This is a genomic window from Micromonospora sp. M51, from assembly GCF_018070305.1.
In the GTDB taxonomy this organism is placed as follows: Bacteria; Actinomycetota; Actinomycetes; order Mycobacteriales; family Micromonosporaceae; genus Micromonospora; species Micromonospora parva.
On the sequence record NZ_JAGPXZ010000979.1, the window covers coordinates 1 to 1935 of the forward strand.

The 1935-nt window shown below is 72.3% G+C and carries 3 protein-coding genes; all 3 read left to right on the plus strand.

The window, feature by feature from the left end; translation table 11 throughout:
- Positions 1 to 586: amino acid--tRNA ligase-related protein (locus tag KBX53_RS31480; RefSeq protein WP_305797992.1), on the plus strand; the 586-nt coding region annotated here is incomplete at its 5' end.
- A 102-nt stretch (positions 587 to 688) separates the two neighbouring features.
- Complete coding sequence (locus KBX53_RS31485) at positions 689 to 1501, plus strand: sugar nucleotide-binding protein (protein ID WP_210863397.1); 813 nt, start codon at positions 689 to 691, stop codon at positions 1499 to 1501.
- Positions 1502 to 1569: 68 nt separating this feature from the next.
- A partial coding sequence (locus KBX53_RS31490) for a transcriptional regulator (protein ID WP_210863399.1) occupies positions 1570 to 1935 on the plus strand: 366 nt, incomplete at its 3' end.

Sequence of the window (1935 nt, forward strand, 5' to 3'; positions counted from 1 at the left end):
GAACGCCACGCGGACCGGCCAGCCCGACGCGAGCGCCAGGGCGGTCTGCAGGGTGCTCGACGCGCCGAAGACCGAGCGCACTGCCGAGGGTGGCGGGACGGCCCCGCACCCCCCGTTCACCTCGCCGAACGCGGAGTGGGTGGACCGGTTCGAGGAGGCTCCGGACCGGGCCCTGGCGTACGCGTACGACATCGTCTGCAACGGCAACGAGATCGGCGGCGGGTCGATCCGTATCCACCGGGGTGACGTGCAGAAGCGGGTCTTCGACCTGCTCGGCATCACCGCCGAGGAGGCGCAGGACAAGTTCGGCTTCCTGCTGGAGGCGTTCAAGTACGGCGCCCCGCCGCACGGCGGTATCGCCTTCGGCTGGGACCGGGTCTGCATGTTGCTCGCCGGCGCGGACTCGATCCGTGAGGTCATCGCGTTCCCGAAGACCCGGGGCGGCTTCGACCCGCTGACCAGTGCTCCCACCCCGATCACCGCCCAGCAGCGCGCCGAGGCCGGCATCGACGCCAAGCCCAAGCCGGCCGCGACGGCCCACGCGGGAACGGCCGGCCCCGCAGCCCCGGTAGCCGACCCGGTCTGACCCCCTTGGCGCCGTCGATCATGGGGTTGACGGGCCCGCGCCACGGCGTGTCGCTCGTTAACCTCATGATCGACGTCGGCGGCGGCAGGGGAGTGGGCTGGGATGCGGGTGCTTGTTGTCGGGGGTAGTGGGTTACTCGGGCGGTCGGTTTGTCGGCGGGGCCTCGGGCTTGGTTGGTCGGTTGTTGGGACGTTCTACTCCGGTGAGATCGACGTGCCGGGTGTCGAGGCGCGTCGGCTGGACGTGACCGACCGGGCCGCCGTGCGTGCGCTGGTCGCCCAGGTGCGGCCGGACGCCGTGGTCGGGACCCCCTATCGGTACGAGGACTGGGCGGTCACCGCCGACGGGGCCGCGCACGTGGCGCTCGCCGCCGCCGAGGTGGGTGCCCGGCTGGTGCACCTGTCCAGCGATGCGCTGCACGCCGGACGACCCGTGCCGTACCTCGACGACGAGCCACCCACGCCGGTGCATGCGTACGGGGCCGCGAAGGCCGCCGCCGAGACCGCCGTGCGGGCGATCGACCCCGGCGCGGCGGTGGTGCGGACCTCGCTGATCGTGGGGGAGGGCAGCAAGCAGATCCAGCTCTGCCGGGACGCGCTCGCCGGCCGGGCCACCCTGTTCAGCGACGAGCTGCGCTGCCCGATCGACGTCACCGACCTGGCTGACGCCGTGCTGGAGCTGGTCGTCTCGTCGTACGCCGGTCTGCTCAACGTGGCCGGCGCGGACGCGGTCAGCCGGGTCGAGCTGGGCCTGCTGGTCGCCGAGCGGTACGGCCTGGACGCGGCCGGGTTGAAGACCACCACCAGCGCGGCGAGCGGCCTGGTCCGCCCGACGGACGTACGCCTCGACTCCACCCGTGCCGCAGGCCTGCTGCGTACCCGGCTGCGCGGAGTTCGCGAAGTCCTCGCCCCCTGAACGGACTCATCCACACTTCCTGTGCACAATAGTTGTGCACAGGAAGTGTGCAGAGATAGTGTGCAGCCATGGAGAACCCCCCACCCGACGGCCGCACCGAGCCACGGCGCGTCGATCTGGACGGCCGGCAGGTTCGCGTGCTGGCCCACCCCCTGCGGATGCGGCTGCTCGGCTCGCTGCGCATCGACGGCCCGGCGACCGCGACGGCCCTCGCCGAGAAGCTGGGCACCAACACCGGCGCGACCAGCTACCACCTGCGGCAACTCGCCGAGGTGGGGCTCGTGGCCGAGGATCCCGACCGGGGCACCGGTCGGCAGCGTTGGTGGCAGGCCGCGCACGACATGAGCCACTTCGACCCCACCGACTTCGACGAAGACCCGGATACCCGCGCCGCCGTCCAGTGGATCCAGGCGGACCAGGTGCGGCTGATGGGT

Bases quoted from the DNA above. Each gene is read 5' to 3' on its own strand.
- KBX53_RS31485 (WP_210863397.1), top strand. From the start codon at position 689: ATGCGGGTGCTTGTTGTCGGGGGTAGTGGGTTACTCGGGCGGTCGGTT.